Source organism: Pseudomonas sp. 910_21 (genome assembly GCF_052850735.1).
In genome coordinates, this window is the sequence record NZ_VXCY01000010.1 from 221,510 (window position 1) to 245,575 (window position 24,066).

Annotated in this window: 24 protein-coding genes; 16 read left to right on the forward strand and 8 right to left on the reverse strand. The window is 63.2% G+C overall.

What is annotated here, in order from left to right; genetic code table 11:
* Nucleotides 1-69 precede the first annotated feature (69 nt).
* Entirely contained in the window at nt 70-294 is a 225-nt protein-coding gene (locus tag FW796_RS27840) for a hypothetical protein (protein ID WP_123724434.1), read from the forward strand.
* 51 nt (nt 295-345) lie between these two features.
* Here FW796_RS27840 and FW796_RS27845 read toward each other — a convergent pair whose 3' ends face one another.
* Both FW796_RS27845 and aroQ read right to left on the reverse strand, forming a co-directional pair.
* Nucleotides 346-1,200 (reverse strand): shikimate dehydrogenase, encoded by an 855-nt coding sequence (locus tag FW796_RS27845; protein ID WP_404937721.1) that lies wholly within the window; start codon nt 1,198-1,200, stop codon nt 346-348.
* Nucleotides 1,197-1,646: a type II 3-dehydroquinate dehydratase gene (gene aroQ / locus FW796_RS27850; RefSeq protein ID WP_446440418.1), complete on the reverse strand. Its 450-nt coding sequence runs from the start codon at nt 1,644-1,646 to the stop codon at nt 1,197-1,199. Before aroQ ends, FW796_RS27845 begins: the two co-directional genes overlap by 4 nt.
* 341 nt (nt 1,647-1,987) lie before the next feature.
* Here aroQ and FW796_RS27855 point away from each other — a divergent pair, with 341 nt between their 5' ends.
* From FW796_RS27855 to FW796_RS27895, 9 genes are all read left to right on the forward strand, one after another.
* Nucleotides 1,988-2,410 (forward strand): DUF4160 domain-containing protein, encoded by a 423-nt coding sequence (locus FW796_RS27855; protein WP_404937720.1) that lies wholly within the window; start codon nt 1,988-1,990, stop codon nt 2,408-2,410.
* Nucleotides 2,407-2,853: a DUF2442 domain-containing protein gene (locus FW796_RS27860; RefSeq protein ID WP_346635953.1), complete on the forward strand. Its 447-nt coding sequence runs from the start codon at nt 2,407-2,409 to the stop codon at nt 2,851-2,853. The genes FW796_RS27855 and FW796_RS27860 overlap by 4 nt, the downstream gene beginning before the upstream one ends.
* A gap of 122 nt (nt 2,854-2,975) precedes the next feature.
* Nucleotides 2,976-3,497: an RNA polymerase sigma factor gene (locus tag FW796_RS27865; RefSeq protein ID WP_346635954.1), complete on the forward strand. Its 522-nt coding sequence runs from the start codon at nt 2,976-2,978 to the stop codon at nt 3,495-3,497.
* Nucleotides 3,498-3,560: 63 nt separating this feature from the next.
* Nucleotides 3,561-4,574 (forward strand): FecR family protein, encoded by a 1,014-nt coding sequence (locus FW796_RS27870; RefSeq protein WP_446440419.1) that lies wholly within the window; start codon nt 3,561-3,563, stop codon nt 4,572-4,574.
* A 131-nt stretch (nt 4,575-4,705) separates the two neighbouring features.
* The gene (locus FW796_RS27875) at nt 4,706-7,411 is read left to right on the forward strand and encodes a TonB-dependent hemoglobin/transferrin/lactoferrin family receptor (RefSeq protein ID WP_446440420.1); all 2,706 of its coding nucleotides are present in this window, start codon (nt 4,706-4,708) and stop codon (nt 7,409-7,411) included.
* Between the two features lie 83 nt (nt 7,412-7,494).
* Complete coding sequence (locus FW796_RS27880) at nt 7,495-8,112, forward strand: heme acquisition protein HasA (RefSeq protein ID WP_346635957.1); 618 nt, start codon at nt 7,495-7,497, stop codon at nt 8,110-8,112.
* A 218-nt stretch (nt 8,113-8,330) separates the two neighbouring features.
* Nucleotides 8,331-10,115, forward strand: a complete 1,785-nt coding sequence (locus FW796_RS27885) for a type I secretion system permease/ATPase (RefSeq protein WP_446440421.1) — start codon at nt 8,331-8,333, stop codon at nt 10,113-10,115.
* Nucleotides 10,112-11,461 (forward strand): HlyD family type I secretion periplasmic adaptor subunit, encoded by a 1,350-nt coding sequence (locus tag FW796_RS27890; RefSeq protein ID WP_446440422.1) that lies wholly within the window; start codon nt 10,112-10,114, stop codon nt 11,459-11,461. The genes FW796_RS27885 and FW796_RS27890 overlap by 4 nt, the downstream gene beginning before the upstream one ends.
* Nucleotides 11,458-12,795: a TolC family outer membrane protein gene (locus FW796_RS27895; RefSeq protein WP_346635960.1), complete on the forward strand. Its 1,338-nt coding sequence runs from the start codon at nt 11,458-11,460 to the stop codon at nt 12,793-12,795. Before FW796_RS27890 ends, FW796_RS27895 begins: the two co-directional genes overlap by 4 nt.
* A 284-nt stretch (nt 12,796-13,079) precedes the next feature.
* Here FW796_RS27895 and trmA read toward each other — a convergent pair whose 3' ends face one another.
* Nucleotides 13,080-14,159 (reverse strand): tRNA (uridine(54)-C5)-methyltransferase TrmA, encoded by a 1,080-nt coding sequence (gene trmA / locus FW796_RS27900; protein WP_346635961.1) that lies wholly within the window; start codon nt 14,157-14,159, stop codon nt 13,080-13,082.
* Nucleotides 14,156-15,451, reverse strand: coding sequence for an NCS2 family permease (locus tag FW796_RS27905; protein WP_346635962.1), 1,296 nt, complete (start codon nt 15,449-15,451; stop codon nt 14,156-14,158). The genes trmA and FW796_RS27905 overlap by 4 nt, the downstream gene beginning before the upstream one ends.
* Before the next feature lie 207 nt (nt 15,452-15,658).
* Here FW796_RS27905 and FW796_RS27910 point away from each other — a divergent pair, with 207 nt between their 5' ends.
* Nucleotides 15,659-16,108 (forward strand): DUF4879 domain-containing protein, encoded by a 450-nt coding sequence (locus FW796_RS27910; RefSeq protein WP_346635963.1) that lies wholly within the window; start codon nt 15,659-15,661, stop codon nt 16,106-16,108.
* A gap of 62 nt (nt 16,109-16,170) precedes the next feature.
* The gene (locus tag FW796_RS27915; protein WP_346635964.1) at nt 16,171-16,722 is read left to right on the forward strand and encodes a DJ-1 family glyoxalase III; all 552 of its coding nucleotides are present in this window, start codon (nt 16,171-16,173) and stop codon (nt 16,720-16,722) included.
* Nucleotides 16,723-16,725: 3 nt separating this feature from the next.
* On the opposite strand, the gene FW796_RS27920 is transcribed toward FW796_RS27915, so the two are convergent.
* From FW796_RS27920 to FW796_RS27930, 3 genes are all read right to left on the reverse strand, one after another.
* Complete coding sequence (locus tag FW796_RS27920; RefSeq protein ID WP_016966170.1) at nt 16,726-17,016, reverse strand: HigA family addiction module antitoxin; 291 nt, start codon at nt 17,014-17,016, stop codon at nt 16,726-16,728.
* 15 nt (nt 17,017-17,031) lie between these two features.
* Nucleotides 17,032-17,310 (reverse strand): type II toxin-antitoxin system RelE/ParE family toxin, encoded by a 279-nt coding sequence (locus tag FW796_RS27925; protein WP_404937712.1) that lies wholly within the window; start codon nt 17,308-17,310, stop codon nt 17,032-17,034.
* 97 nt (nt 17,311-17,407) lie between these two features.
* Nucleotides 17,408-18,646, reverse strand: coding sequence for an MFS transporter (locus FW796_RS27930; RefSeq protein ID WP_346635966.1), 1,239 nt, complete (start codon nt 18,644-18,646; stop codon nt 17,408-17,410).
* Between the two features lie 474 nt (nt 18,647-19,120).
* Here FW796_RS27930 and FW796_RS27935 point away from each other — a divergent pair, with 474 nt between their 5' ends.
* From FW796_RS27935 to FW796_RS27945, 3 genes are all read left to right on the forward strand, one after another.
* Entirely contained in the window at nt 19,121-20,560 is a 1,440-nt protein-coding gene (locus FW796_RS27935) for a cytochrome ubiquinol oxidase subunit I (RefSeq protein WP_346635967.1), read from the forward strand.
* Nucleotides 20,561-20,563: 3 nt separating this feature from the next.
* Nucleotides 20,564-21,571, forward strand: coding sequence for a cytochrome d ubiquinol oxidase subunit II (cydB, locus tag FW796_RS27940; protein WP_346635968.1), 1,008 nt, complete (start codon nt 20,564-20,566; stop codon nt 21,569-21,571).
* Nucleotides 21,572-21,683: 112 nt separating this feature from the next.
* Entirely contained in the window at nt 21,684-21,851 is a 168-nt protein-coding gene (locus tag FW796_RS27945) for a DUF2474 domain-containing protein (protein ID WP_011063586.1), read from the forward strand.
* Between the two features lie 65 nt (nt 21,852-21,916).
* Here the strand turns inward: FW796_RS27945 and FW796_RS27950 are convergent, their stop codons facing one another.
* Nucleotides 21,917-23,041, reverse strand: a complete 1,125-nt coding sequence (locus FW796_RS27950) for a methyltransferase (RefSeq protein WP_446440423.1) — start codon at nt 23,039-23,041, stop codon at nt 21,917-21,919.
* Nucleotides 23,042-23,265: 224 nt separating this feature from the next.
* Between FW796_RS27950 and FW796_RS27955 the strand changes: the two genes are divergently transcribed.
* Nucleotides 23,266-24,042 (forward strand): ferredoxin--NADP reductase, encoded by a 777-nt coding sequence (locus tag FW796_RS27955; RefSeq protein ID WP_346635970.1) that lies wholly within the window; start codon nt 23,266-23,268, stop codon nt 24,040-24,042.
* The last annotated feature ends 24 nt before the right edge of the window (nt 24,043-24,066 follow it).

Sequence of the window (24,066 nt, forward strand, 5' to 3'; positions counted from 1 at the left end):
CAGCGAAAGCGCCCGTAAGATCGCCACCAACCCCGTTCCTGATCCACCCCACACGACAAGGAAAGCACCATGGGTAACCCCGTCCCAACGCTTAAAATCATTCTGATTCTGATGATCGTCGTCGACACGTTCTGGTTCGGTGAGCGCCTGCTGTCCCTGACCGGGTTCAGCGTATTCGACTGGTTGCCGAGCTCGGTGATCAATCTGGTGGGCATCCTTGGCAGCCTGCTGATGATCCTCTTCAACGTGCTGCTGATTGGCTTGCTCTCACGCTTGCAGCTCAAGTCCGAATAAACGCAGTGCCTGTAGCCGCTGCCAGGGCGAGCGGCTACAGGCACTGGCGCGTCAGCCATTCATGTTCTGGAAATGCGCCAGCATGCGTTGCGGGTCGGCGCTGCGTCCGCTGAACAGCTCGAACGCCTTGACCGCCTGGAACACGGCCATGGTGCCGCCATCCAGGGTCCGGCAACCCAGGGCACGGGCATTGCGCAGCAGCTCGGTTTCCAGCGGGAAGTAGACGATTTCGGCCACCCACAGATCCGCTCGCAGCAGTTCCACTGGCACCGGCATGCCCGGCAACTTCGCCATGCCCATGGGCGTGGTGTTGACCAGGCCGTCGGCGCTCGCCAGGGTGCTGGGCAGGTCGCCCCCGGCCTTGGCCCGAGCAGCGCCGAAATGCTGGTTGAGGTTGTCCGCCAGGCTTTGCGCCCGCTGCTGCTCCACATCGAAAATACTCAGTTGTTCCACGCCTTCGCTGAGCAGGGCGTGGGCCACTGCCGCTCCGGCGCCGCCTGCCCCCATCTGCACCACGTGCCGCCTGGCCACACCTTGCAGGCCGCGCCGGAATCCTTCGGCAAACCCCAGGCAGTCGGTGTTGTGGCCGACCCGCTTGCCGTCCTTGAGTACTACCGTGTTGACCGCGCCAATGCCGCGAGCCTCGGGGGACAGTTCGTCCAGCAGCGGCAGAATGCTCTGCTTGCAGGGAAAGGTGATGTTCAGGCCGGTGAAGTTCATCCGCTCGGCGGCCTTGAGCAGATCGGGCAGGGCGCTGCTGTCGAGTCCCAGTTGATCCAGGTCGATCAGTCGATAGAGGTAGCGCAGGTTCTGCGCGTCGCCTTCGTGTTCATGCAGGGCCGGGGTGCGCGAAGCCTGGATGCCGGCGCCAATCAGCCCGGCCAGAACGCCAGTGTGGATGGTCATGCGCCTTGCTCCTTGAACCGCAGGCTGAAGTGTTGAAGGGCCAGGCGATAGCCGTGGCTGCCAAAGCCGCACATCACCGCCAGGGCAATACCCGAGACAAAGGAGTGATGGCGGAACGGTTCGCGGGCATGGACGTTGGACAGATGCACTTCGATCACCGGCAGTTCACTGGCCACCAGCGCATCGCGGATCGCCACCGACGTGTGGGTCCAGGCGGCGGGGTTGATCACGATGCCGGAGCAACGGCCGCGGGCGGCGTGAATCCAATCCAGCAATTCGCCTTCGTGGTTGGTCTGGCGAAACTCCACGGCCAGGCCGAATTCCTCGGCGGCACGGCCGCACAAGGCAGAGACATCAGCCAGGGTTTCGTGGCCATAAGTGGCGGGTTCACGGGTGCCGAGCAGGTTCAGGTTCGGGCCGTTAAGCACCAGAACGATAGGACGCATGGGGGTAGATCTCCGTTGTTATTGTCAGCCTCGGGAGAGGGTACGAGGCACTGGTGAGTTAAATTGTACTAACTGGTTAATTTGGTCAATTGATGGCTGAGAGGGGAGGCCGGGAAGGGTAATTAAGTGTTCGATAATCGAACGCTGTTATTGGCGATGGCCATGGCGAGGCTTTGCCCGGCAATAAATGCTGACGACTTTGCGGCCGCCCGGACGCCTTCCTGGCCTTCACCGTGACTAACCTCAAGTAGGTCAACTCACTGCTGCCCTTTCAGGCCGGTGGTCGGATTAATTATGGAAACACGAGTCTTTGGACTCAATAACCTAACGGATGGGTTAGTGTGAAAGTGTTCGTTTACAAGGGCTATGCGGTCGTCGTCATGTTGCGTGACGAACATTGCCCACCTCATGTGCATGTGGATGGTGGTCGTTGGAGTGCCCGTTTTCGATTCAGCTTCTGGCACAACGGCGTCGAGCTCTGGGATGTTGTCCCCCATGGTCGCCGTCCAGCCCTGGCAGTTCTTGAGGGACTGCGCCAGGCCTTGAAGCAACGGGTGCATCTGGCCCGGCGTATCTGGTGGAGCAAGTTGCATACCTTGTGCCTTGAGCATCAGTTGTGGGATTGGCAAGCGAATGCTGTGGTTGAACGTTCAAGCACCGGCTGCACGGTTTACCTGATTGAGTCGGCGCACTACGAGGAACAACGAAACCTGACTCGCCTGACCCTGCTGGGCGCGGCGCAAGGAGTGGAGATCGAACTATGAAAGTCGTCAAGGCAGCGGTGCCCGTCGATGTGCCCTTGACCCAGGCGTTGCTGGATCAAGCAATCGAACGCGGTGAGGCTCGTCATGAAGCGGGTTTGCAAGTCAGCACCTTGAGCTATGGGACCGGCTGCCTGTGCCTGGGCTTTGCCGATGGCAGCTCGATTCATTTGCCTGTGGAAAACTATCCGGAGCTGGCGGCGCTGAGCGATACCCAATTGCAGCAACTGCAGTTGGGCTTTTCCGCCACGGCGGTGTGCCATGAAGCCGTGGATCTGCAACTGTCGATTATCGGACTGCTGTCCGCCAGCAAGCCGCTGATGAAACTGGCGACCCAGTTGGTCACGTCCCGTAACGGTCGGCAAAGCAGCGCGGCCAAGGCTCGGGCGGCACGCCTGAACGGCAAGAAGGGCGGCCGGCCGCGCAAGGTCGAGGTGCCAGCCTAGGTCCTGGAGAGCGGCTCGCAACTGCCGTAACCGTTCGCTAATGAATACTGATATCAATTGAAAATCATTCTCGACTGACCGTAAGATGCCCGGCAATTTCCTTCATGTTCCAGGGAGTCGGTTTGTCGGACGTGGATCTCAAGGGACTGTTTCTCAAGCATGCCGCGACCTTGCGTGGGTACCTGGCGCGCAAGGTACGGGACCCGCAGTTGGCCGCAGATCTGGTGCAGGAGAGTTTTCTGCGGCTGGCCGAGCAAACGCGCGGTGAGCGAATCGACAACTCCCAGGGCTATCTCTACCGCACGGCGAACAACCTGCTGATCGACCATGTACGTCAGGAGGCGCGGCGCAAGACCGAGACCGTGCCCCATGAAGTGCTGGCCGACATCGAGGATGAGTCGGCCGGGTTGGAGGCTCAGGCGATGGCGCAACAACAGCGCAAGGCACTGAAACAGGCGATCATGGAACTGCCTGCGCGCACCCAGGAAATCTTTCGCCTGAACCGTATCGAAGGCATGACCCACGCCGAGGTGGCCCGGCACCTGAATATCTCCGACAGCTCGGTGCAAAAGCACCTGTCCCGGGCGCTGGCGTACGTGATGCAACGTCTGCAGGCTACCGACGGTCGGCCGGTCGACGAGTGAGTTACGGTAAAAGTCGGGGTCAGACGTCACTGCTTATATATAACGAGAAATCGAGATTCACACGTGAATAGCCAGGGTCCGCAAGAGCGCAGTATCACCGAGGCCGCCGCCGACTGGGCGGTGCGTTTGCAGGCGGGAACGCTGAACCCCGCCGAGCAGGCAGCACTTGCCCAGTGGCAGGCCGCCGACCCACGCCACCCCCAAGCCCTGGCGTTTGCCCGGCAGACCTGGGATGCCCTGGGAGAGCTGCGCCTGGACCCCGAGCTGGCGGCCACGGCCCCGCCACGGCGCCGGACGGGGCGACCCGTGCCTGCACTGCAGCGCCCGCGGCGTCGACGCGGACTGGTGCGGGCAGCCAGTGCGGCCATGCTGGTTCTGGCGGTTTTTCTGGGCTGGCTGCAAGGGCCGCAGGCACTGCTGTACCTGCAGGCCGACTACCTGACCGGCAAGGGCGAGGTGCGCACCGTGCAACTGGCCGATGGCAGCAAAGTGGAACTGGACTCGGGCAGCGCCATTCGCCTGGATTACAGCGGCGACAAGCGTCAGATCCAATTGCTGGCCGGCTCCGCGGTGTTTGATGTGGCGCCCATGGTCGGTGAGGAGAAGCGACCTTTTATCGTGCAGAGTGCCGGCGGCCAGACCCGAGCCCTGGGCACTCGTTTTGTGGTCGGGCGCGAGAGCGATCAACAAGCCTGGGTCGGTGTGTTGCAGCACAGTGTCGCGGTGAGCCTGGATGCCCCAGCGCAGCGTGGCACTTCCGAGCGGGTTGTGCAGGAGGGGCAGAGTGCACGCTATGACCCGCAGTCGGGGGTGGTGGCACTCGATGGGCTTGACCTGCAGCGGGCCACCAGTTGGCGGCGCGGAGTCCTGGTGTTCGACCGCCAGCCCCTGGGCGTGGTGGTGGAGCGCCTTAATCGCTATCGACCCGGGCGGGTGGTGCTGACTGACAGTGCCCTGGCCCAGCGTCAGGTCAGCGGCGTATTCCGCCTGGACATGCTCGACGCGGCCCTGGTCACCCTGACTCAGGAGTTGCAGGTGCGCCGTTTCGACCTGGCCGGCGTCAGCCTGATTTATTGAGGCCTGTGGGCCTTTTTTCCCCTTCGGTGAAAAATAATTGAAAAAACCTTACTGAGTTTTCCTGCCTGGCACGTCTAGCTAATTGAGATGCATTCGCATGCACAAAAGTAGCCAGCGCAGGAATACGGAACATGAGGGTAGGCAGTCGCACTGGAATTCACGCCGCAAGTCGTTTGGCCCTGGCCATTCACTTGGGCGTAGCAGGGCTGTTGGCGGGAGCCGGTTTGCTGCACGCGGCAGAGCCTGTGGGCACAGCCCCGCAGAGTGCTCAGCAGCAACGCGAACTGGATTTCGATATCCCTGCCCAGGCCCTCGGCAGTGCAGTGCTGGCTTTTGCCGAGCAGGCCGGAGTGCAGGTACTGTTCGACAGCCTGCGTCTGCATGGCTTGCACAGCTCACCGCTCAAGGGCCGCTACAGCGCCGAGGAAGGACTGGCCCGGCTGCTGGGCAATGCGCCAGTGGAATACCGCTTTACCGGCGAGCGCCAGGTGACCTTGAGCCGGGTGGAAACCGTTCGTGATGGCGCCCTGGCCTTGGCCCCCACCACGATTTCCGGCGGCCTCGAAGGCCGCCAGAGCGATTGGGTATACAACGCGCCGCGCTCGGTGAGCGTGGTCGGTCGCGAGCAGCTTGATCGCAATCCACCACGGCACGCAGCCGAGATGCTGGAGGAAACTTCCGGCGTGTATTCGGCGGTCAGCCAGCAGGACCCGGGCGTGTCGGTGAACATCCGCGGCATCCAGGACTATGGTCGGGTCAACATGTCGGTGGACGGCATGCGCCAGAACTATCAGCAGAGCGGCCACCAGCAGCGCAACGGAACGCTCTATGTCGATCCCGAGCTGCTCTCCGAAGTGGTGGTGGAGAAGGGCGCCACCTCGACCATGGGCGGGGCCGGAGTGATTGGCGGGATCGCCAACTTTCGCACCATCGAGGCCCGCGACCTGCTCAAGCCTGGCCAGGAGATTGGCGGCCGAATTCGCCTGACCACCGGCTTGGGCGGCCGCAGCAACGGCACTCACTTCATCGGCAGCTCCGCCTTCGCCATCGGCACAGAAGTCTGGGACATGCTGCTGGCCGCCAGTGAACGGCATCTGGGGGACTACAAACCGGGGACCAAGGGCGGCATCGGCGAATTGCGCACCGGCAGCTGGATGGACCCGTCGATCAATGATCGGGTGAAGAATTCCAAGGTGGCCTATTCCGCTTCGGTGATGCGCTCGCGCCTGGTCAAGCTGGGGCTCAACCTGCCCCAGGACCAGCGTCTGCAACTGAGCTACCTGACCACTGAGGTGTCCTACGACGACGCCAACATGATGAACGTCGAGAACAAGGAGCAGCTCTGGGAAAAGCTCGGCAGCAGCGATGTGCATTCGCAGAACTTCGGCCTCGACTACAGCTACACCCCGGACAACCCGCTGATCGACTTCAAGGCCAAGCTCTACTACGTCGACAACAGCAATGACCAGAGCACTCTGACGCGCCGCAGCAGCCCTGGCTACTCGATCACCTACCAGACCGATACCTATGGCGCCCAAGCGCAGAACACTTCGACCTTTGCCCTGGGCGAGCTGTCCGCGCTGAAGGCCAATTACGGCCTGGAGTTCTTCTACGACAAGGTTCGTCCCGACTCCAGCCAGCCGGTCCCCAAGGGCTCGGCGGTCAGCGCCTCGCCTGCGGCGAGCATGACCCCCGAGGGCGATCGAGCCCTGGGCAGCTTGTTCACGCGGCTGGATTTCGACTACGACGGTTGGCTGAATCTCAATGCCGGCTTGCGTTACGACCGCTACCGCCTGCGGGGCGAAACCGGAATCAACACCCGCACCTTCGTGATCGGCAAGACGCCCCAGCAGGTCTCGGTGCCGGTGGCCTATGACATCGATAACCAGGAAGGGCGCTTCTCGCCGACCTTCGGCCTGTCGGTCAAGCCCGGCGTCGAGTGGTTGCAGCTGTTCGCCAGCTATGGGAAGGGCTGGCGGCCACCGGCGGTGACCGAAACCATGATCACCGGTCGCCCCCATGGCGGAGGCTCGGAGAGCACGTTCCCCAATCCGTTTCTCAAGCCGGAGCGCTCCACCACCTGGGAAGCGGGGTTCAACATCTTCAAGGAAAACCTCTGGTTCAACGATGACCGCCTGGGGGTCAAGGTGGCCTATTTCGATACCCGGGTCGATGACTTCATCTATATGGCCATGGGGGTACAGCCTCCTGGCTACGGCTCGCCCGGCATCGGTAACAGCGCCTACGTCAACGACCTCAGCAGCACCCGTTTCAAGGGCGTCGAGTACCAGCTCGACTATGACGCCGGTCGCGCCTACGGCCAGTTGAATTACACCCACATGATCGGCGACAACGATTTCTGCATGAAGACCGCCTGGTTGGGAGGAGTGACCCAGCCGGTGAAGAACGGCACGGGGCGTGGCGCGATCGTCACCGGCATGCGTCCCGATGATGCGGCCAACAATGCCAGCCGCTGTAATGCCGCGATCCTCGGCTCGGCCGAACACATGCCCATGGACCGCGGCACCCTGACCCTGGGCGCGCGCTTTTTCGAACGCAAACTGGATATCGGTGCCAGGGCCCGCTACAGCGCCGGCTACTCGATCGCCGGCTCGGCGACCGGGACCGTGAGCCAAACGGGCGTCTACCCCGCCGACTGGAAGCCCTACACCGTCTATGACCTGTATGGCAGCTACCGCGCCACTGAAGAACTGACCCTGCGCCTGGCCATGGAAAACGTCACCGACCGCGCCTATCTGGTGCCCCTCGGGGATGTCCTGGCCTTCACCCTCGGCCGTGGCCGCACCTTGCAGGGCACCGTGGAATATCAGTTCTGACCGCTTTTGCCCACTGAAGGGCAAAACCGCAGCAGGCACTGGCGTGCTGTGGACATGACCCACCTAATGTATTGGAGTTTTGCATGAGCATTTCGATCTCTTACAGCGCTACCTACGGCGGTAACACTGTTGCGCAATACCTGACTGACTGGTCGGCCTACTTCGGCGATGTCAACCACCGCCCAGGCCAAGTGGTTGATGGCACCAATACCGGTGGTTTCAACCCGGGTCCGTTCGACGGCACCCAGTACGCCATCAAGAGCACCGCCAGCGACGCGGCCTTCGTGGCCGACGGCAACCTGCACTACACCCTGTTCAGCAACCCGAGCCATACCCTGTGGGGCTCGCTGGACAGCGTTTCCCTGGGCGACACCCTCGCCGGTGGTTCGGGCACCAACTACAACCTGGTCACTCAGGAAGTCAGCTTCACCAACCTGGGCCTCAACAGCCTGAAAGATGAAGGCCGTGCAGGTGAAGTGCACAAGGTGGTCTACGGCCTGATGAGCGGCGACAGCTCGGCACTGGCCGGCGAGATCGATGCCCTGCTCAAGGCGATCGACCCAAGCCTGTCGGTGAACTCCACTTTCGACGACCTGGCCGCCGCCGGTGTTGCCCACGTCACCCCAGCGGCCGCCGCTGCAGCCGATGTCGGCCTGGTGGGTGTGCAGGATGTGGCCCAGGACTGGGCACTGGCCGCCTGAGTGCCGGCTTGAGGCATAAAAAAGCGAATGCAGGATCGCTCCTCCATTCGCTGGCTTGACTCACCTCCGTCGCCCGAGTTTTCGAAGGCCAGGGCGGCGGCGGTGGCAAATTCTGGGGAGCGCCGTGGTGCCTGTCAACGCACGGGGCGCGCCTCTTGTCGTTCCGCTCTGCCTGAGCGGAAGACCCTGTATCCCTAAACTCTCCACAGGACACCTTGATGAGCAGGCCGAATCCACTTGCCGCTTCCGAGACGCTGGCGGCCCTGACGGCCTACAAGGGCGGCTTTTTCAACATTGGCCTGTTCTCGGCGGTGATCAATCTGCTGATGCTGGCCCCGGCCCTGTACATGCTGCAGGTCTACGACCGAGTGCTGGCCTCGGGCAACCAGATGACCCTGTTGATGCTGACGCTGATGATCCTCGGCCTGTTCGGTCTGATGGGGGCGTTGGAGTGGGTCCGCAGCCAGGTGGTGATCCACCTCGGCACCCAGATGGACATGCGCCTGAACCAGCGGGTGTATGACGCCGCCTTCGAGGCCCAGCTCAAGGGAAGCCCCCAGGCCGCCGGCCAGGCCTTGAATGACCTGACCGCGCTGCGCCAGTTCGCCACCGGCAATGCCTTGTTCGCGTTCTTCGATGCGCCCTGGTTCCCGGTCTACCTGCTGGTGATCTTCCTCTTTCACCCCTGGCTCGGCCTGCTGGCCCTGGCCGGTGCGGTGTTGCTGGTGGCGCTGGCCTGGATCAACCAGCATATCTGCCAGGCGCCGCTGGCCCAGGCCAGCCAGTTGTCGATCATCACCAGCCAGCAGGCCACAGCCAACCTGCGCAACGCCGACGCCATCGAAGCCATGGGTATGCTCGGCGCCCTGCGCGAGCGCTGGTTCGTCGGCCACCAGGGCTTTCTTGCCCAGCAGAACCTGGCCAGTGAAAAGACCGCCACCATCAGCGCCTGGTCCAAGGGCGTGCGCATGGCCTTGCAGTCCCTGGTGCTGGGCCTGGGCGCGTGGCTGGCGGTGCAGGGGCAGATCACTCCGGGGATGATGATCGCAGGCTCGATCCTGATGGGCCGGGTGCTCAGCCCCATCGACCAACTGATCGCGGTCTGGAAGCAATGGAGCTCGGCGCGTCTGGCCTACGAGCGCCTGTCGCAGCTGTTGCAGGCCAACCCGCCACGGCCGGCGCGCATGAGCCTGCCGACGCCCAAGGGCAAGTTGAGTGTCGAGCAGTTGAGTGCCTGTGCCCCCGGCAGCCGGCGCCCGGCCCTGAGCAACCTCGGTTTCACCCTGGAGGCCGGCCAGGTCCTGGGGGTGATCGGCCCTTCTGGTTGCGGCAAGTCGACCTTGGCCCGGTTGCTGGTGGGGGCTTGGACGCCCCTGGCCGGAAAGGTGCGCCTGGATGGCGCGGACCTGGCCCAGTGGGACAAGCAGCAATTGGGTCCGCATATCGGTTACCTGCCCCAGGACATCCAGCTGTTCGCCGGCAGCATTGCCGAGAACATCGCGCGTTTCGGCTCGCTAGACACGGATCAGGTTCTGCAGGCCGCGCAGATGGCCGGGGTGCATGAGCTGATCCTGCAACTGCCCCAGGGGTATGACACGCGCCTGGGTGAGGGCGGTGCCGGCCTGTCCGGTGGGCAGCGCCAGCGCATTGGCCTGGCGCGCGCGTTGTACGGCCTGCCGGCGCTGATCGTACTCGACGAACCCAATTCCAACCTCGATGAAGCCGGCGAACAGGCGCTGTTGCAGGCTATCAGCCAACTCAAGCAACGGCAGCGGACCCTGGTGCTGATCACCCACAAGCCCAACGTGCTGACCCTGACCGACCAACTGATGATCCTGCGCGAGGGCCAACTGCAAGCTTTCGGCCCTACGGCGCGGGTGCTGGAGGCGAACCAGAAGGCCAAGGCTGCGCCGCCACCCGCGGTCCCGGTAAGCAATCCGGTAACCAGCCTGAATATGAATTACCGCCTGGGCGTGGCCGGCGGCGAAGGGAAAAAAGCATGAAGGCGAGTGTATCCACAGGCTCGGTTACGTCGGTCGCTGGGCCAGCCGCCAGCAATGTACTGTCCCTGGACGACCGGAAGTATTCACGGCTCGGCTGGCTCCTGGTGCTGGGAGGCTTTGCCGGGTTCATCGGCTGGGCCGCCCTGGCGCCGCTGGACAAGGGCGTGGCGGTGTCGGGCAAGGTCATGGTCTCGGGCCATCGCAAGACGGTGCAGCACCAGAGCGGCGGTATCGTCGAGCGGATCGAGGTCAAGGAGGGCGACCGGGTCAGTGCCGGGCAGGTGCTGTTACGGCTCAACGAGACCCCCCTGCGCACCCAGATGCAGTCCTTGCGCAGCCAGTACCTGGGTTCCCTGGCCAGCGAAGCACGGCTCAATGCCGAGCGCGATGGTGCCAGCGATATCGTCTTCGATCCACAGCTCCAGGCCCTGGCGGGAGAGCCGGAAGTGGCTGCCAGCCTGGCCCTGCAACGGCAGTTATTCAGCAGCCGACGTCAGGCCCTGAGCATGGAGCAACAGGGGATTGCCGAAACCATTGCCGGGTCCGAAGCGCAGTTGCGCGGCACCCGGGATTCCCAGGCCAGCAAGCTGGCGCAGCGCAAAGCCTTGAACGAACAGTTGCAGGGGCTGCGGGAGCTGGCCCGGGACGGCTACATCCCACGCAATCGCCTGCTGGACAGTGAGCGCTTGTACGCGCAGATCGACGGCTCGATCGCCGAGGACTTCGGCCGCATCGGCCAGTTGCAGCGGCAGATCCTCGAACTGCGACTGCGCATCCGCCAGTCCACGGAGGACTTTCAGAAGGACCTGCGCAGCCAGTTGGCCGATACCCGGATTCGCACTGAAGACCTGCGCAATCGCCTGGCCTCCGCCGAATTCGAACTGGCCAACAGCCAGGTGCGCGCCCCGGCTGCGGGGGTGGTGGTGGGCCTGGAGGTGTACACCGAGGGCGGGGTGATCAAGCCGGGCCAGCCGCTGATGGACATCGTGCCCCAGGACGAACCCCTGCTGGTGGAGGCGCGGGTGCCGGTGCAACTGGTGGACAAGGTGCACCCGGGGCTGGCGGTGGAGTTGATGTTCTCGGCCTTTAACCAGAGCACCACGCCGAGGGTGCCGGGGGAGGTGACCCTGGTGTCCGCCGACCGGCAAGTGGATGAGCGCACCGAGGAGCCTTACTACACCCTGCGGGCCACGGTCAGCGCCCAGGGCATGCAGCAGTTGCAGGGCTTGCAGATACGTCCGGGGATGCCGGTGGAAGCCTTCGTCCGTACCGGCGAGCGTTCGATGCTCAATTACCTGTTCAAGCCCCTGCTGGACCGGACTCACATGGCGTTGGTGGAAGAATGAGTCGAGTCTGGTGGTACCTGCCTGTGTTGTGCCTGTTGTGCAGCCCTTCGGTTCAGGCCCTGGGTTTGCTCGATGCCTACGATCTGGCCTTGCGTAACGACCCGACTTTCCAGGCCGCGATCAAGGAGCGCGATGCCGGGGAAGAGAACCGTGTGATTGGTCGTGCCGGGCTGCTGCCGAATCTGTCCTGGAACTACAACAATTCGCGCAACCAGTCCGAAGTGACCCAAGAGACGGTCCGCGGTGATGTCACCAATGACCGGGACTACCGCAGCTACGCCTCGACCCTGACCCTGCAACAGCCGTTGCTCGACTACGAAGCCTATGCGCGCTACCGCCAGGGTTCAGCCCAGGCGCTGTTCGCCGATGAACGCTTTCGCGGCAAGAGCCAGGAACTGGCGGTGCGCTTGCTCGGTGCCTACAGCCAGGCGCTGCTGGCCCAGGAGCGCATCGAGCTGAGCCGGGCGCAGAAGCGTGCCTACGCCGAACGCTTGCAGCTCAACGAACGCCTGCTCAAAGGCGGCGAGGGCACCCGTACCGATGTGCTGGAGACCCAGGCGCGGCTGAGCCTGGCCCTGGCGCAGGAGATCGAGGCCCAGGACCAGCAGGATGCGGCCCTGCGCGAACTGCAAGCCATCGTTGGTGAGCCCTTGCAGATCGACGAGCTGGACCCGCTGACCCGGCAGTTCGAGATCCAGCCGCTGCTGCCCAACCGCTTCGACAGCTGGCGCGACCTGGCCATGGCCAACAACCCGGAGCTGGCGTCCCAGCAGCAAGCGCTGCGGGTGGCGGAGTATGAAGTGGAGCGCAAGCGCGCCGGGCACCTGCCCAAGGTGAGTTTGTACGCCAGCAGCCGCCAGACCAGCTCTGATTCGGAGAGCTCCTACAACCAGAAGTACGACACCAACACCGTGGGTATCCAGGTCAGCCTGCCGCTGTTTGCCGGTGGTTCGGTATCGGCCTCGACCCGCCAGGCGGCCAGTCAGCTGTCCCAGGCGCAGTTCGAACTGGACGCCAAGACCGCCACTACCCTCAACGAGCTGCGCAAGCAGTTCAACCTCAACACCAGTGCAGCGGCCAAGGTTCGCGCCTATGAAATGGCCGTCAGCTCGGCCGAGGCCCTGGTGACCGCGACCCAGAAAAGTGTGCATGGCGGCGAGCGGGTCAACCTCGACGTCCTGGATGCCGAACAACAGCTATTCACCGCCCGTCGCGACCTGGCGGATGCCCGGCATGCCTACCTGCTGGCGCGGATTCAGCTCAAGTATTACGCCGGCCTGCTCAATGAACAGGACCTTCAGCAACTGGCCGACTACTTCCGTCCCGTCGGCTGAAACCCCGCTGTCCACACCAAAATCCACCCTCGTAGGAGCTGGCTTGCCAGCGAAGGCGTTGGCCGGATTGGTGCCAGTCTCAAGGGCCCCTTCGCCGGCAAGCCGGCTCCTACGGAGGGGGCTTGGCGTCAGGCTTGGTCTCGTAGGAGCTGGCTTGCCAGCGAAGGCGTTGGCCGGATTGGTGCCAGTCTCAAGGGTCTCTTCGCCGGCGAGCCGGCTCCTACAGGGGGATGCAGAATGCCAACAGCCGTCACGAGGACGGCTGTTGGCGGGAGCGGGGTGTATCAGCGGCGGGTCAGCAGGACCCCGGATTCCATATGGTGGGTCCAGGGGAACTGGTCGAATAGAGCACAACGGGTGATGCGGTGGGTGTCGTGCAACTGGGCGATGTTGGCCGCCAGGGTTTCCGGGTTGCAGGAGATGTACAGGATGTTGTCGAAGCGCCGGGTCAGTTCGCAGGTGTCCGGGTCCATGCCGGCCCGGGGCGGGTCGACGAACACGCTGCCGAACTCGTAGCTCTTCAGATCCACGCCCTGCAGGCGGCGGAACGGGCGCACGTCGTTCAGGGCTTCAGTCAGTTCCTCAGCGGACAGACGCACCAGGGTGACGTTATCCACAGCGTTTTCGCTGAGGTTGCTCAAGGCGGCGTTGACCGAGGTCTTGCTGATCTCGGTGGCCAGCACCTTGCGCACTCGGGTGGCCAAGGGCAGGGTGAAGTTGCCGTTGCCGCAGTACAGTTCCAGCAGGTCGTCCTGGCGTTCGCCCAGGGCTTCATAGGCCCAGTTGAGCATCTTCTGGTTCACCGTGCCGTTGGGCTGGGTGAAGGCGCCTTCGGGTTGGCGGTAGCTGAAGGTACGCCCGCCGACTTCGAGCTTTTCCACCACATAGTCCTGGCCGATGACTTCGCGCTTGCCCTTGGAGCGACCGATCACGCTGACCTTGAGGTCGGCGGCCAATTGGCTCGCCGCCTTGTGCCAGTGCTCGTCCAGGGGACGGTGGTAGCACAGGGTGATCATCGCGTCGCCCGCCAGGGTGGTGAGGAACTCCACCTGGAACAGCTTGTGGCTCAGGGGCGCGCTGGCTTGCCAGGCGGCCTTGAGCTGGGGCATCAACTGGTTGATGCGCTGGCTGGCGATGGGGAACTCTTCAATGAGGATCGGCGTGCGCTTGTCGTCCTGGGAGAACATCGCGTAATGGCGTTCACCGGCTTCGCGCCACAGGCGGAACTCCGCCCGCAGACGGAAGTTCTGCAGGGGGGAGTCGAAGACCTGGGGCTCGGGGGCAGCGAAAGGCGCCAGCAGGTCACGCAGGCGCGTGACCTTGTCGTTCAATTGGGTGCTGTAGCTTGCGGCGTCAAAAGTCATGCGGCGAACCAACCCAGCTTGATCACGAACAATATCGACAGGATCACCAGCGGTGCGTTCAGCTCACGAGCGCGGCCCGACAGCAGCTTGATCGCGGTCCAGGCAATGAAGCCGAAGGCGATGCCGTTGGCGATCGAATAGGTGAACGGCATGGCCAGGGCAGTGACCACCACTGGAGCGGCGACGGTGATGTCGTCCCAGTCGATTTCCGCCAGGCCCGAGGTCATCAGCACGGCCACGAACAGCAGTGCAGGCGCGGTGGCGAACGGTGGCACGCTGGCCGCCAGCGGCGAGAAGAACAGTGCCAGCAGGAACAGGATCGCCACCACGATGGCGGTCAGGCCCGTGCGGCCACCGGCGCTCACGCCCGCAGCAGATTCGATGTAGCTGGTGGTGGTCGAGGTGCCCAGCAGGGAGCCGGCCATGGCGGCGGTGCTGTCAGCGATCAGCGCGCGGCCCATTTTCGGCATGTGGCCGTCCTTGCCCATCAGGCCGGCGCGCTTGGCGACGCCGATCAGGGTGCCGGAGTTGTCGAACAGATCAACGAACAGGAAGGCGAAGATCACGCTCACCAGACCAATGTCCAGGGCGCCCTTGATGTCCAGTTGCAGGAAAGTCGGGGCCAGGGACGGTGGCATCGAGGTCACGCCGGCGAACGGGGTGAAGCCCATGATGATCGAAGCAATGGTCACCGCGAGGATGCCGATCAGCACCGCACCGCGCACTTTCAGCGCTTCCAGGGCGACGATCAGGGCAAAGCCCAGGGTGGCGAGGATCGGCGCCGGTTTTTTCAGATCACCCAGGCCGACCATGGTGGCCTGGTTGCTGACCACGATGCCGGCGTTGTGCAGGGCGATCAGCGCCAGGAACAGGCCGATACCGGCAGCAATCGCCGAGCGCAGCGGCAGGGGGATGCTGTTGATGATCCATTCGCGGATCTTGAAGATCGACAGCAGGAAGAACAGCACCGCCGAAATGAACACCGCACCCAGCGCCACTTGCCAGGTGTGGCCCATGTGCAGGACCACGGTGTAGGTGAAGAAGGCGTTCAGGCCCATGCCCGGTGCCAGGGCGATCGGGTAGTTGGCGATCAGGCCCATGACCGTGGAGCCGATGGCGGCAGCCAGACAGGTGGCGACGAACACTGCGCCCTTGTCCATGCCCGTCTCGCCGAGAATGCTCGGGTTGACGAAAAGAATGTAGGCCATGGCCAGGAAGGTGGTAACGCCCGCAAGAATCTCGGTGCGCACGTTGGTGTTGTGTGCCTTGAGTTGAAACAGCCTTTCCAGCATGTCTGCTCCCCGTGGCGCCGCCGGGCGCCGTGAATGTATCGACTCCAACAGCAAAGCACAGACTTTATAAGGTGCCTGCGGATTTGCTCTGGGTCGGAAAAAGCCGCGCATCATACCAGCAGCGTGGGCCAATGGCTGCGATCGTCGGCGATGTTTTGCCCCGCTGGCAAGTAGCGCATACTGCGCCCTGCTTTTAAGGGGGGATTTATGCGCAGCACAGTGAAAATGACAGCATTGACGTTGCTGGGGGCAGCGGCCTGCTGGCTGGCGGCTCCGGCCCTGGCGCGTTCGGCGCCGCCGTTGAGTCAGGTGGAAATTCTCAAGGTGCTGTCGCCGTCCTGCGGGCTGGAAGATGTCTCCGATGGGCGTGAACGCACCCAGTGCGACCACAACGGCCCGAACATCAAGGTCTACGTGCTGGAGATCGGCTACGGCCGCGAGCCCCATGTGAACCTGGACGGTTTCGAGGTCGACGGCACTCGCTCACCGGTGTGCGAGGACGGCTCCGCCTATGTGCCCTGCGGCAACTCGGGAATCACCGTCGGCTACATCTATGTGTTCGATCTGGCGGGCAAACAGGAAGGCACCTTCAGTTTCAGCAACACCTCACTCAACGCACCGGGCAATACCCTGAGCGCGCAGATCTACATCAAGTAGCTTCGAACGGCGTTCGGTAAAGCTGACTAAGCTCTAAAGACCTTCCTTGTGGAGTCATCCCCATGACCTTCAGAGCCTTGGTCACCCTTGCCGAAGGCATCGATGACCTGCAGAGCGTGACCCTGATCGACGTATTGCGCCGCGCTGAAGTCGAAGTGCTGGCCGCCAGCGTCGAAGGCCGGCGCATGCTGACTTGCGCACGCGGCACCCGGCTGACCGCCGACGCCATGCTGGTGGATGTACTGGCCCAGAGCTTCGACCTGATCGTGCTGCCCGGCGGCGCGGTGGGGGCTCAGCATCTGGCGGGTCATCAACCTCTGATGCAGTTGGTCAAGGATCAGGCCGCGGCTGGGCGCTTGTTTGCCGGCATTGCCGAAGCTCCAGCCCTGGCCCTGCAGGCCTTCGGGGTGCTGCGCCAAAGGCGCATGACCTGCCTGCCCAGCGCCAGCCATCAACTGTTGGGCTGCAACTTTGTCGACCAGCCAGTAGTGGTGGATGGCAATTGCATCACGGCTCAAAGCTCAGGGGCCGCATTGGCGTTTGCCCTGACCCTGGTGGAGGCCCTGTGCGGCCGCGGCAAGCGTGCCCAGGTGGCTGGAGAGTTGCTGGTTTAGGGATCAGCCGACATGGGCCGCGATAGGCTCGATCACTGGTTGCAGTTCCTGCTCGGTGTGCCAGATGTCGTAATCGGCCTGCACCGCCAGCCAGACCTTGGCCTTGCCGATTCCGGCGCGTTCCAGCCGGACCGCCAGTTCCGCGCGGATCGGTGCATGACCGTTCAACACCTTGGACAGGTGCGGGCGGGCATAGCCGATATGCCGGGCCAGCTCCGTCACGCTGATGCCCAGTTCGGGCAAGACATCCAGGCGCAGGGTGTCACCGGGGTGGGGCGGGTTGTGGATGGGCATGATCCTGCCTCCTGTTCAGTGGTAGTCCAGATAATCCACCAGCTCGATATCCGAACCTACGAAACGAAAGATCACTCGCCAGTTGCCGGACACCATCAGGGACCAATAGCCGTGCAGGTCGCCCTTGAGCGGGTGCAGCCGCCAGCCCGGCAGGTTGAGGTCTGCCGGTTCGCTGGCGTGATCCATGAACGACAGCTGGCGGGCCAGCCGTCGTGCATGCTCAGCCCGTATTCCACGAGTCGATCCGGTTTCATAGAAGGCGCGTAGGCCTTTGTGCTGAAAGGACTTGATCATGGGGGACGAGTGTAAGGCGATACCTTACACTCTTCGTAGCGGTTTTGTATTGCAGAGAATGATCAACAACCTGTTACAGGGCCACCCTGGCGCGGATTCAGGCCTTGGCCTCTTCCACTCGCTCGATCATCCGGTCGCGCTTGGCCAGGGTCGGGAACAGCTTGATCCAGACTCCGGTCACCAGCAGCGTGCCGACCCCGCCCAGCACCACCGCCGGCACCGTGCCGAACCAGTGGGCGGTGACTCCGGATTCGAATTCCCCCAGCTGATTCGAGGCGCCGATGAACAGGCCGTTCACCGCGCTGACCCGGCCGCGCATTTCGTCCGGGGTCTCCAGTTGCACGAAGGACGCGCGGATCACCATGCTGATCATGTCCGCCGCCCCCAGTACCACCAGTACCGCCAGGGAAAACCAGAACGAGGTCGAGAGGCCGAAGGCGATAGTAGCCACGCCGAATACTCCGACGGCGGTGAACATCACCCGCCCGACCTTGCGCTCGACGCTAAAGCGCGCCAGCCAAAGCGACATCAGCAAAGCGCCCACCGCCGGTGCCGAGCGCAAGAGTCCCAGGCCCCAGGGGCCGGTGAGCAGAATGTCCTTGGCGAATACCGGCAGCAGTGCGGTGGCGCCCCCCAGCAGCACGGCGAACAGGTCCAGGGAAATGGCGCCGAGAATGTCCGGGCGGCTGCGGATGAAGCGAATCCCCGCCAGCAGCGAGTCCAGGGTGGCCTTGCCCTTGTTCAGTGGCGTCTGCCGGGCCGGCAGGTTGAGCATCAGCAGGCAGGCGATCACATAGAGGATCACGGTCGGGCCATAGACCCAGACGCTGCCGAAGGCGTACAGCAACCCGCCCAGGGCTGGCGCGACGATGGTTGCCGACTGTTGCGCCGATTGTGCGGCGGCCACCGCCCGGGGAAACAGGGCGCTGGGCACGATGCTCGGCAGCAGCGCCTGGGTGGTGGGCATCTCGAACGAGCGAGCGCCACCCAGGAGGAAGGCCAGGATGAAGATCATTTCCCGGGTCACGTTGTCAGTCAGGCTGCCGATGGCCAGGGCCAGGGCGATCAAGGCCTGCAGCGACTGGCAGATGGCTGCGACGCGGCGCCGGTCGTAACGGTCGGCCACATGCCCGGTGTGCAACATGAACAGCACCCGTGGAGCAAACTCCACCAGGCCTACCAGGCCCAGGTCGAGCACATTCCCGGTCAGTTGGTAGAGGTTCCAGCCGATGGCCACGGTGAGCATCTGGAAACCGCTGGCGGTGAAGATCCGGGCCAGCCAGAACGCGATGAACGGACGGTGGTGGCGGAGCAGCAGAGGGTCTTGGCTGGGCATCGGGCGGTCAATCTGAGCGGGGAGTGAAACGAGATTATCACCAAGATGTAACCAATGGTTGCGGCTGCCGGGAAATTCGTTAGCTGCGCATCTATCCCGGTTTTCCACTGTTTTTTTACACGGAGCCTCACAACAGCAGCCATGGCCGGTTGCGATAGGTTGCGCAGGGCGGCGGTGATAGTCCGCATTGCCGCGAACTCCCGGGAAAACCCCGGCCTTGAGAGGGTGAGGCAAGCTGCCACGCGGCAAATAACCACAGAGTTGCGCAGCAAATTTAGGACTACTCTTTCAACGTTGCTTGATCCAGATCAAAACCTTTTTTGCAAAGGCTGATGTGGCGGCCAAAGGGCCAGACTCCCTGCGTAGCGATGGTTTAAAAAAGAACGAATCCGAATTCGCCGCACTCCATATCCGTGGGGGCAGTGGGTGCAGGCCTCTGGCCGGCAGCCGGTATTACCTGATAGAGGAAAGCTTATGTTCGGTTTAGAGGCTCTTGATCTCGCCCGAATTCAGTTCGCGTTCACCATCTCGTTCCACATCCTGTTCCCGGCGATCACCATCGGCCTGGCGAGCTACCTGGCGGTACTCGAAGGCCTCTGGCTGAAGACCCGCGACGATACCTACCGCGATCTCTACCACTTCTGGTCGAAGATATTTGCCGTCAACTTCGGCATGGGCGTGGTCTCCGGCCTGGTGATGGCTTACCAGTTCGGCACCAACTGGAGCCGTTTCTCGGATTTTGCCGGCTCTGTCACCGGCCCCCTGCTCACCTATGAAGTGCTCACGGCCTTCTTCCTGGAGGCCGGTTTCCTCGGGGTGATGCTGTTCGGCTGGAACAAGGTCGGGCGCAAGCTGCACTTCTTTTCCACGGTGATGGTGGCCATCGGCACACTGATCTCGACCTTCTGGATCCTCTCGTCCAACAGCTGGATGCAGACGCCACAGGGCTATGAAATCGTCAATGGCCAGGTAATTCCGGTGGATTGGCTGGCGGTGATCTTCAATCCGTCGTTCCCCTACCGCCTGGCGCACATGGCCGTAGCCGCGTTCGTCGCCACGGCGTTCTTCGTCGGCTCGTCGGCAGCCTGGCACTTGCTGCGGGGACGGGACAACCCGGCCATTCGTCGCATGCTCTCCATGGCCATGTGGATGGCCCTGATCGTGGCGCCGGTGCAGGCGGTGATCGGTGACTTCCACGGGCTCAACACCCTCAAGCACCAGCCGGCGAAAATCGCCGCTATCGAAGGTCACTGGGAAAATGTCGGTAACGAGCCGACTCCGCTGATCCTCTTCGGCTGGCCGGACATGAAGGCTGAGAAAACCCGGTTCGCGGTGGAAATCCCCTACCTGGGCAGCCTGATCCTCACCCACTCCCTGGACAAGCAGGTACCGGCGCTCAAGGAGTTCCCGCCTGAGGATCGGCCCAACTCGACCATCGTCTTCTGGTCGTTCCGGATCATGGTCGGCCTGGGCATGCTGATGATCTTCACCGGTCTGTGGAGCGTCTGGCTGCGCAAACGTGACACCCTCTACACCTCGCGCCCGTTCCTTTACCTGGCGTTGTGGATGGGCCCATCCGGGCTGATCGCGATCCTGGCAGGCTGGTTCACCACCGAGATCGGTCGCCAGCCGTGGGTGGTCTACGGCCTGATGCGCACGGCGGACGCCTCTTCCGGGCACAGCTTCGTGCAGATGAGCATCACCCTGGCGTTGTTCGTGGTGGTGTACTTCTCGCTGTTCGGCGTGGGTATCGGCTACATGATGCGCCTGGTGCGCAAAGGCCCGGTCACCAATGAAGGTGCCGAAACCAGCCACGGTGGTCCCGGGCAGCAACGCACCCCGGCCCGTCCGCTGTCCGCAGCCGACGATGAGCACGACGCCGACCACGGCACCCGCCTGAACAAGGGGAACTGAGTCATGGGTATCGATCTTCCGCTGCTCTGGGCCGTGATTATTATCTTCGGCATCATGATGTACGTGGTCATGGACGGCTTCGACCTGGGGATCGGGATTCTCTTCCCGTTCATCAAGGACGACCGCGACCGTGACGTAATGATGAACACCGTCGCCCCGGTTTGGGACGGCAATGAGACCTGGCTGGTGCTGGGGGGCGCGGCCTTGTTCGGTGCCTTTCCGCTGGCTTACTCGGTGGTGCTCTCGGCGCTATACCTGCCGCTGATCCTGATGCTGGTGGGGCTGATCTTCCGTGGCGTGGCCTTCGAGTTCCGCTTCAAGGCCAAGGAAGACAAGCGCCACATCTGGGACAAGGCCTTCATTGGCGGTTCCGTGGCGGCAACCTTCTTCCAGGGCGTGGCGCTGGGGGCCTTCATTGACGGTTTGCCGGTGGTCAATCGGCAGTTTGCCGGCGGTTCACTGGACTGGCTGACGCCCTTCACCCTGTTCTGCGGCCTGGCGTTGGTGGTGGCCTATGCCTTGCTCGGCTGCACCTGGCTGATCATGAAGACCGAAGGCAAGCTGCAGCAGCAGATGCATGACATTGCTCGGCCCCTGGCCTATGTGGTGCTGGCGGTGATTGGTATCGTCAGTATCTGGACGCCCTTGGCCCATGCCGAGATCGCCGCTCGCTGGTTCACCCTGCCGAACCTGTTCTGGTTCCTGCCGGTGCCGATCCTGGTGCTGGTGACCATGTACGGCCTGCTGCGCGCCGTGGCCCGCAACGCCCACTACACACCGTTCCTGCTGACCCTGGTGCTGATCTTCCTCGGCTACAGCGGTCTAGGCATCAGCCTGTGGCCGAACATCGTGCCGCCGTCGATCTCCATCTGGGACGCCGCGGCGCCGCCACAAAGCCAGGGCTTCATGCTGGTGGGCACGCTGTTCATCATTCCGTTCATCCTGGGCTACACCTTCTGGAGCTACTACGTGTTCCGCGGCAAGGTCACCCACGAAGACGGTTACCACTAGGTAGGAGCCGGCTGGCCGGCGAACAGGCCCTTGAGCCATGTGCCCGGCTGGCTGGCGCTTTCGCTGGCCAGCCAGCTCCTACGAAGGTTTGGGTTAAGCAGGAGTTGCAGTTATGAGCGGTAAACACTCTTTGCAGGAAATCGAACAGGCGGAAAAGAAGCCGCTGTGGCAGCGCCTGGGTTGGCTGGTCATGATCTGGGGCGGCAGTGTCCTGGCCCTGTTCGTGGTCGCCAGCCTGATGCGCATGTTCATGAATGCCGCAGGCCTGACCACCCACTGATCATCCCATCCCGTGCCTTGCGGCACGGTTTCAACCCTCCGCCAGCGGAGGGTTTTTTTTGCCTGTTATTTACGTGCCTTGAGGATCACGAACTTGGGCGTCGCCGCCACTTGCTCGACGCCGCGGAACAGCCGCGCCAGCTTGCTGTGATAACCCAGGTGGCGGTTGCCGACGATATACAGGGCGCCGCCCACTACCAGAGCTTCCCGGGCCTGTTGGAACATGCGCCAGGCAAGGAAGTCGCCCACCACCTGCTGCTGGTGGAAGGGCGGGTTGCACAGCACCACGTCCAGGGACTGTGGCGCTTGCTCAGCCAGGCCGTCGCCGGCACGCATTTGGGCCTCACGCTCACCGAGCACGGCCTGCCAGTTTTCCCGGGCCGATTGCACCGCCATGAAAGATTCGTCCACCAGGGTGTAGTGGGCTTGCGGGTTGTCCAGGGCGCTGGCGATGGCCAGCACGCCGTTACCGCAGCCGAGGTCCGCGACCCGGGCGCTGCCCAGGTTCTGTGGCAGGTGCGGGAGGAAGGCGCGGGTGCCGATGTCCAGGCCTTCGCGGCAGAACACGTTGGCATGGTTGAGCAGCTCGATGGCCGGCTGTTCCAGGCGATAGCGGGTCGGGTAGGGCGACTGGGCCGGCTGTTTGGCTTCTGCAGTGGCCATCAGCAAGCGGGCCTTTTTCACGGCCAGGGATGCCTGCACCGGGCCGATGTAGCGCTCCAGCAAGTCACCGGCGGCGCGGGGCAGGTGCTTGACCATGGCCGCCGCCACCACCTGGGCGCCGGGGGCCAGTTGCCCTTGCAGACGGATCAATTGTTCCTCCAGCAGGGCCAGGGTCTTGGGTACGCGGATCAGCACCCGGTCGAACGGCCCGCTCAAGGTCTCGCTGGCCGGCACCACGCGCAGGGCATCGAAGGGCAGGCCGTTGCGCGCCAGGTTCTTTTCCAGGGCCAGGGCGCCCAGGTAGGAATCGCCGCTGCTGCTGACCTGGACCTTGCCCAGCAGGCTCGCAGCCAGGGCACCGAAGCTGTCGTTGAGGATCAGTACCCGGGTGTCACTGCTCGGCTGCTGCTCGGCCAGGTGATTGAGCAGGTACTCGTCCGCCGCGTCGAAAGCTTGCAGCGGCTCGTTCTGCTGTTCGGGCTGGCGGATCAGGTCGAGCTGGGCGAAGGGGCTTGCGAGCAGGGGCATGGGCGGACTCTAGGTAATCGGTGAATGTCCTGTCGCTGGGGAACATGGAGCGGACAGGAACCCTTGAACAGCCGCGGGGCGGGCCGCAGGAGGGCGATTCAAAATGGGGGTAAATGGTACGTTTTTTTGCCGGCGATTGCCCGCGATCTATGCCATTACAAACCGCCGGTGTTTCTACGCCTCGCTTTGCGGGACACTAGAGCATCGCTTTTGTGGAGTCCCTCATGACTGCCAGTGAAGAAAAGTACAGCCGCCAGACCCTGCTGGACGTCCAGCCGCTGACCCCGAGCCTGTTCACCTTGCGCACCACTCGGGATGCGGGTTTCCGCTTTCGGGCCGGGCAGTTTGCCCGCCTTGGCGTGACCAAGGCCGATGGCAGCACGGTGTGGCGCGCCTATTCCATGGTGTCGTCGCCGTTCGACGAGTTTCTCGAATTCTTTTCCATTGTGGTGCCCGGTGGCGAGTTCACCAGCGAGCTGAGCCGCCTGGAAGTGGGGGACAGCCTGCTGGTGGATCGTCAGGCGTTCGGTTACCTGACCCTGGATCGTTTCGTCGACGGTCGCGACCTCTGGCTGTTATCCACAGGCACCGGGATCGCGCCGTTCCTGTCGATCCTCCAGGACTTCGAAGTGTGGGAGAAATTCGAGCGCATCATCCTGGTCTACAGCGTGCGCGAGGCCAGGGAGCTGGCTTATCAGCAACTGCTTGCCGAGTTGCCGCAACGTGAGTACCTGGCGGAGTTCGCCCATAAGTTGCAGTTCATCAGTACCGTGACCCGCGAGCAGCACCCGGGCAGCCTCAACGGGCGTATCACCCACCTGATCGAGAACGGCGAGCTGGAACGCGCCGCGGGTGTGGAACTGACCCCCGAGCACTCTCGGGTGATGCTCTGCGGCAACCCGCAGATGATCGATGACACCCGGGCCCTGCTCAAGCAACGAGGCATGAACCTGAGCCTGAGTCGACGGCCGGGGCAGGTGGCGGTGGAGAACTACTGGTAACCAAAACGGCGCCTCGAGGGCGCC

Excerpts from the sequence above, each read along its gene's own strand:
- FW796_RS27910 (WP_346635963.1), top strand. The coding sequence starts at position 15,659 with ATGCGCAGCACAGTGAAAATGACAGCATTGACGTTGCTGGGGGCAGCG.
- FW796_RS27840 (WP_123724434.1), top strand. The coding sequence starts at position 70 with ATGGGTAACCCCGTCCCAACGCTTAAAATCATTCTGATTCTGATGATC.
- FW796_RS27895 (WP_346635960.1), top strand. The coding sequence starts at position 11,458 with ATGAGTCGAGTCTGGTGGTACCTGCCTGTGTTGTGCCTGTTGTGCAGC.
- FW796_RS27885 (WP_446440421.1), top strand. The coding sequence starts at position 8,331 with ATGAGCAGGCCGAATCCACTTGCCGCTTCCGAGACGCTGGCGGCCCTG.
- FW796_RS27945 (WP_011063586.1), top strand. The coding sequence starts at position 21,684 with ATGAGCGGTAAACACTCTTTGCAGGAAATCGAACAGGCGGAAAAGAAG.
- FW796_RS27915 (WP_346635964.1), top strand. The coding sequence starts at position 16,171 with ATGACCTTCAGAGCCTTGGTCACCCTTGCCGAAGGCATCGATGACCTG.
- FW796_RS27875 (WP_446440420.1), top strand. The coding sequence starts at position 4,706 with ATGAGGGTAGGCAGTCGCACTGGAATTCACGCCGCAAGTCGTTTGGCC.
- aroQ (WP_446440418.1), bottom strand. The coding sequence starts at position 1,646 with ATGCGTCCTATCGTTCTGGTGCTTAACGGCCCGAACCTGAACCTGCTC.
- FW796_RS27935 (WP_346635967.1), top strand. The coding sequence starts at position 19,121 with ATGTTCGGTTTAGAGGCTCTTGATCTCGCCCGAATTCAGTTCGCGTTC.
- FW796_RS27905 (WP_346635962.1), bottom strand. The coding sequence starts at position 15,451 with ATGCTGGAAAGGCTGTTTCAACTCAAGGCACACAACACCAACGTGCGC.
- cydB (WP_346635968.1), top strand. The coding sequence starts at position 20,564 with ATGGGTATCGATCTTCCGCTGCTCTGGGCCGTGATTATTATCTTCGGC.
- trmA (WP_346635961.1), bottom strand. The coding sequence starts at position 14,159 with ATGACTTTTGACGCCGCAAGCTACAGCACCCAATTGAACGACAAGGTC.
- FW796_RS27920 (WP_016966170.1), bottom strand. The coding sequence starts at position 17,016 with ATGCCCATCCACAACCCGCCCCACCCCGGTGACACCCTGCGCCTGGAT.
- FW796_RS27955 (WP_346635970.1), top strand. The coding sequence starts at position 23,266 with ATGACTGCCAGTGAAGAAAAGTACAGCCGCCAGACCCTGCTGGACGTC.
- FW796_RS27925 (WP_404937712.1), bottom strand. The coding sequence starts at position 17,310 with ATGATCAAGTCCTTTCAGCACAAAGGCCTACGCGCCTTCTATGAAACC.
- FW796_RS27860 (WP_346635953.1), top strand. The coding sequence starts at position 2,407 with ATGAAAGTCGTCAAGGCAGCGGTGCCCGTCGATGTGCCCTTGACCCAG.
- FW796_RS27890 (WP_446440422.1), top strand. The coding sequence starts at position 10,112 with ATGAAGGCGAGTGTATCCACAGGCTCGGTTACGTCGGTCGCTGGGCCA.
- FW796_RS27930 (WP_346635966.1), bottom strand. The coding sequence starts at position 18,646 with ATGCCCAGCCAAGACCCTCTGCTGCTCCGCCACCACCGTCCGTTCATC.
- FW796_RS27880 (WP_346635957.1), top strand. The coding sequence starts at position 7,495 with ATGAGCATTTCGATCTCTTACAGCGCTACCTACGGCGGTAACACTGTT.
- FW796_RS27950 (WP_446440423.1), bottom strand. The coding sequence starts at position 23,041 with ATGCCCCTGCTCGCAAGCCCCTTCGCCCAGCTCGACCTGATCCGCCAG.
- FW796_RS27845 (WP_404937721.1), bottom strand. The coding sequence starts at position 1,200 with ATGACCATCCACACTGGCGTTCTGGCCGGGCTGATTGGCGCCGGCATC.